General features: G+C 50.3%; 5 protein-coding genes. 1 reads left to right on the top strand and 4 read right to left on the bottom strand.

From position 1 onward, the window contains the following. The 4 genes from P9L94_04440 to P9L94_04425 all read right to left on the bottom strand — a co-directional run. The coding region (locus P9L94_04440; protein MDP8243308.1) for a twin-arginine translocation signal domain-containing protein at positions 1 to 638 on the bottom strand (638 nt) is incomplete at its 3' end. A 143-nt stretch (positions 639 to 781) separates the two neighbouring features. After that, the gene (locus P9L94_04435) at positions 782 to 1,699 is read right to left on the bottom strand and encodes an ARMT1-like domain-containing protein (GenBank protein ID MDP8243307.1); all 918 of its coding nucleotides are present in this window, start codon (positions 1,697 to 1,699) and stop codon (positions 782 to 784) included. 5 nt (positions 1,700 to 1,704) lie between these two features. Beyond that, the gene (locus tag P9L94_04430) at positions 1,705 to 2,454 is read right to left on the bottom strand and encodes a phosphoadenylyl-sulfate reductase (GenBank protein ID MDP8243306.1); all 750 of its coding nucleotides are present in this window, start codon (positions 2,452 to 2,454) and stop codon (positions 1,705 to 1,707) included. A 287-nt stretch (positions 2,455 to 2,741) separates the two neighbouring features. Then, positions 2,742 to 3,830 (bottom strand): sugar phosphate isomerase/epimerase, encoded by a 1,089-nt coding sequence (locus tag P9L94_04425; GenBank protein ID MDP8243305.1) that lies wholly within the window; start codon positions 3,828 to 3,830, stop codon positions 2,742 to 2,744. Positions 3,831 to 4,126: 296 nt separating this feature from the next. Here P9L94_04425 and P9L94_04420 point away from each other — a divergent pair, with 296 nt between their 5' ends. Beyond that, entirely contained in the window at positions 4,127 to 5,326 is a 1,200-nt protein-coding gene (locus tag P9L94_04420) for an HRDC domain-containing protein (protein MDP8243304.1), read from the top strand. The last annotated feature ends 152 nt before the right edge of the window (positions 5,327 to 5,478 follow it).

Below are 5,478 nucleotides of genomic sequence, written 5' to 3'. Positions count from 1 at the left end.
ATTTCAACGCCAAGCGTATCTTTGACCTTCTCAGCCGAACATGCCGCTTCGGTGCCCAGCGGCCCGCGAATCACTAACATGCGTGTGCGTTTCAAATGGGGCGCGACGCGCATCAACTTGACGGCGCGGTCAATCTCGCTCCAATCGCTGCTGGGCGCCAGCATGACTTTGTGACCTTCTTTTTGCCAACGGGGAAAATACATCCAGCCGTGTCCGCTGAATGGTTGGCTAAACACCGTGGCTTGGACGCCTGTCTCAATGATTTTTTTCATCGCCTGTTCAGGCGCGCCGCCCCCGTGTCCTGAAAGATGAAAAAACAATACGCCGTCCGCTTGTTTGATCTTGGGCAGAAGAGCGTCAACATTCTCCGGCGGGATGATCTCGCCGCCAACGAACTCAACATCACCAAGTGTTTGTTCAATATGTTTCAAATGGTCTTCGAAGCGTTGAATTTCCGCTTCGGGCCGGGAGAGATAAATTCCTCCAGTGCGCCCAATATACAACTGATGAATTTTCACCTTCGGCATTTGAAGCGGCCAGTTGGACTGCTGATTTGCCTGAACCCGGTTCGCTGCGAGAGCAATCGCCCCCGCTGCGCACCCACCCACAAATTCCCTACGATTGATTGGTCCGTCCATAATCTTCTCCTCCCCCCACGAGAGTTGAATTTACCCAATCGAGCATTTGCCCGATTGCCTATTTAATTTGAATGTACAGGAGAGACAGAGCGGCGTCAATTAAATAATTGAGTAAAAGAAAATAATGAAGGCAAAGCGTTCGATTAGATGATCGGTATTTTCGAGGCCAGATAGGGGCTGCGAGTCATAACGGCGTCGTAGAGTTTGACGCTCAATGAGGAAGCGATCACGTCGCACTTGGCTTTGAGGATAAAGAAAATCAATTCGGGTTGGTGGGATAGCGTTTCGTAATTGGCCTGGCCTTTTGAGATGATGACGTCTGCTTGGGCGAATGCCCCGCGCAACTCATCTCCGGCAAACTCCATCACTGTTCTGAGCAGGTCGTTTCCATTGTCAATCACCCGCGTAACCTGATCCAGCCCGACGACGCGGGCGTCTTCCAGAGTGGCGTCATTCAAAACGGGCTTCTGACGGACAACGGCGGTAATCTCGAGACGGGGATAGGCGCGTTGCAATTCTTCGATGAGTAGGCGATCAAAAACAATCTCGCCCGCGTTGTCACAGCAATACACTACCTTAGGCGCCGCGTCGCGTTGGTGAATTCGGTCGAGTTCTGCAACAAAGCCATTATATTCGTCACGCTGAAACCCTTCGCTCAACACCTTTTCAATGGTCGCGTTGATGTCGAACGAATCCGCAGGCCCTAAATCAATAATATTACCGCACGCCGCCAACAGACATGCAATACGAAGACGGTCTTCGCTGGCTTCGATTCGCTTTCTCAAGTCGGGTTCTAACGAAAGCGCGAGTTGGTTGTTTTGTTTTTTTTGTTCGACGAAGGGGTCTTCAACGCCTGCGTACTTCTGTGCAGCACGGATGGCCGTCAAAGATAATTGCGCTGGAGAATGTCCGGGGTCGAAGGCGTCAATTTTTTCGTTTAATTCTTGTTGTAATTTTTCGCAATAATGCTCAGACGAGCCAGGCTCGCCACCCAGCGCAATATTGTAAATGCGGTTTCCCTGCCGTTTTGAGCAAGCGATGCAGTCGTGTTGATAGCGCATGTTGATTACTTTTTGTCGGTAAAATTAATTCCGCAGTAGAGTTTTTCATCTGTACCGCGCTGCTCACGAATGTGGCGCCAACGTCCAGCGCGTTCATCCTCGCCGGGTTGAACCGCTGTGGTGCAAACAGAGCAACCGATACTGGGGAAACCTTTATCATGCAGCGGATGAACAGGAACCTGGTTCGCCGCCAGATAGGCCTCAACGTCTTCACCCGTCCACGTGTGCAGCGGATGTATTCTATAGCCATCAATTCGTGGGTCTACCGAAACCACCGGGATGTTCTTTCGGGCGCCGCCTTCTGAGCGCATCAAACCGGAAAGCAAGGCGTTAAACGGCTGCGCGGCTTTTAGAAACGGCTTCTCTTTGCGCAATTCGCAGCAGACCTGATAGTCGCCGTCTTTTAAGTACAATTCGCGTCCATGCTGACGGAACTGTTCTTCCGGCGAATGTTCGGGATAGTAGGTTTTGATATTTAAGCCGAATTTTTCGATGAATTCGTCGCGGAGTTGCAGTGTTTCAGGAAAATGATATTGAGTATCGACGAACATGATCTCCACGTCGGTACGGTCTAGCGCGTAGAGGATGTGCATCATGGCGGAGGCTGTCTTTTGCATACTCGACAGCATCCCTAATCCGTCACCAAATGTCTCATACGCCCATTGGATCACTTCGCGGGGCGGCTTGCCTTCAAGTTGTGCGTTGACTGCATCTATATCAAGCATTGGTTTGGGTGACGCCAGAACAGCTGGCATAATCATCTACCTCAATCATAGAATATATCCCTATATTATACTCTGCGCGTAGGATATAAAAGTCCCTAAAATAAAATTGATGAAATTAATTTATAGTGACGGAAACAAATCGGGAAACAGCCTCAAAAATAAATTCTCCTAACTAACTACATTGACTAATCTTACAAAGAATACCCTAGCAAACAACTTTACAACAAACCGTATCCGGTTCTGGTGGAAATTTCAATAAAAAAGCGGCGGTTGAGGGACCTTATCATCCCCAGACCGCCGCTTGATCGTATACGAAATTACACTGCTAAGAGTTTATTGCAGAAGGCAAGGCTGCGCTCCAGGTCATATTTTTGCTGCTGCTGCATCAAGGCGTCAGAGCGCTCGCCTTTGGGTCTATCGGCTGGATGCGAATAGGGTTTGCCCTTCTTCGCCATCGCCACAAAACGCGCGAAGTATTCCGCAGGAACATCCTCATACCCTTTCCAGAATTCCGGCTTGAGATAAGCATATTCGCGGGGGTTGTCGATCCAATTGATAATTTCCAACACGAACGGCGTATCGGGACATCGTTCAAGCCAGGTCGCAAGATATTTGTCCCAATCCATATCACCGTCGCCGGGCGATGCCCAAACGACCTTGGCGCCGTCTTCGTATTCCCAGATGGAGTTATCGCGGATGCCGGAACACGCCGCATAAGGCGCGAGAATTTTCAAATTAGTTTGGGGGTCTTCCAGCGTCCAGGCGGCGTTGCCTGAATCGAGCGTCGCGCCGACGAAGTCCTTGCCCGCCAATTCAATCAACTGTTTCAGCTCGTGCGATTGCATATCGCCCGCATGGTTTTCGACGGCAAAAGTCACGCCTGCGTCCAGCGCCTTGGTTCGGACGGATTGCAACGTCTTTGCCAATACCTCAATGTGGTGTTGAATGCCGCCGCCTTCGGTGCGGTCCTGGCCTGAACCTAGATAACAACGGGCGACAGGAGAGCCTAAGCGCTCAGCAACGCGAATTAAGAGAGACAGATGATCATCTGCGCTGCCCCATTTTTTAATAAACCGCCCTGAACTGGGGCAAACGCCGCCCGTTCCGGCGTAGAGTTGGATGCCGTATTGGTCGGCTTTGGCCTTGAGCGCTTTGAGATAGGCGTCTTCATGGCTTTTCAGAACATCAAGGTCAGAATACAACACGCAATCGACGCCCAACGTATTGGCGTAATCCAATATCTGGTCGGCGTCCCAATTGAGGGCGCGAATGGAAAAGTTATCGAAGCCGAGTTTGAGTTTGCGCTTGGGTTTCGCCGCTAGTGCATAATTGGCTCCCAATGCAACTGCGCCTGCGGAGACGATTCCAGTTTGAATAAAATTCCGGCGTTTCAGGGTGTGAGTCATTGCAATGCTCCCATTTCGGATATAAAGGCACTATTAAATTATCATATTTCGCTTCAGCATAAAGCAGTAAAGACCATTTTGTGTAAAAAGAATTGGCCATTCGTCTTCGATCCTATCGACATTGCTTTTACAATGGAGACAAAGCGGTTTTCAACATCTTGTTTGGTCTGATGCATTCAAAGTAGTTTTTGACGGAGATTGAACCCGAACGAATCATGAAACGCCGCGTCCAAAAGGGGGAGCGAAGATCGACAGCCGTATCGCGGTCGCGTTCTTAGAAAGTCAGAAATAGAAACATGCAACATAAGGAACTCATCGATTCGCCCGCGTCCATTGCCGCACTGGCGGAACAACTGAAAGACGCCCCGTTCATTGCGATTGATACGGAGTTTATCCGCGAGAAAACATTCTTCCCGACGCTTGAACTGATGCAGATCGCGAACCGCGACGACTCGTGGTTAATTGATGCGCGCGCATTTATTGATTCTTCAAACGGCAAGCCGCTTGATAGTTTTCAGCCATTGCTTGATCTACTTGAATCACCCAATTCATTAAAAATTTTCCATGCGGCGCAAGCCGACCAGGAATGCCTTTACACCAGTTTCGGCGTTACCGCATGCCCCACGCTTGATACGGCCCTGGCCGCGTCGCTGTTGGGCTATGGCGACAACATCAGCCTACGTAACCTGCTTCGCCAGGCGCTTGGCGTTCGCATCAAAAAAGGACACGCCCGCAGCCACTGGTCGTTACGCCCGCTGCCGGAACAGCTGATTGATTACGCTCACGCCGACGTTGTCCACTTGGTCGAACTCGGCGAAAAGTTGTTAGCCGAACTCGACGAACAGAACCGCCGCCCGTGGGCGATGGCGCTTTCAGCGGAGTTTGAAAACCCGGCGCTCTATGAACCGCAACCGGAGGAAATCGCCAAGCGTTTGTCAAAAAGTGGGCGCATTACATCCAAGACGTTTCCCGTCTTGGTCGAACTCGCCCGATGGCGCGAACACCGCATCCGCCATCTCAACATCCCCCGAAAATGGTTGATGGATGACGGCGTTCTACTCGACCTCGCCGAAGTACGCCCCAAAGAGTTGAAACATTTAGAGACCTTTCGCGGCATCCCAAAAGATGAGGTGTCCTCGCAAGGCCCCGAGATTTTGGCCGCCATTCAACGCGGTGTTGAAAGCCAGCCGCAAAAACCCGCCAAGGCTCATTCAAGCAATCATACCGAAACCCGCACCGTTGAACTTTTGCGTTGTTTTTTAGAAATGCTGTCCGAACAACACGGCATCGCATCGCGTTTTCTCATCTCGCCGCGAAAAATATATTTATTATTTTTAAACCACTTCGAATGCGCTCAAGATTTGGTCGATCAAGAAATTCTCACGCCCCAAGCCTCTGAGTTGATCGGCGAAGAACTGGTCGCCTTCATGCACGGACGGCGCGCACTGACCCTCCACAACGGTTCCTCAAAAATAATCAAAACCCAAGACCTGTAAGCAATAAACCACCTTATTAATTTTGTTCGTGTCATCAACTCTGTTGAACGAGGAGTTGATTTTTTTGTAAAGATTCTTGAATTCGAGCGTTGAGAATTGTGACGATTTTGGCCATGACGGCGCTGATAATGGACATTTTTGTTTTCCCGTCT

Origin of the sequence: Candidatus Hinthialibacter antarcticus, assembly GCA_030765645.1 — a bacterium.
Classification (GTDB): Bacteria; Hinthialibacterota; Hinthialibacteria; order Hinthialibacterales; family Hinthialibacteraceae; genus Hinthialibacter; species Hinthialibacter antarcticus.
This window is presented reverse-complemented; position numbering and strand designations above follow the sequence as displayed.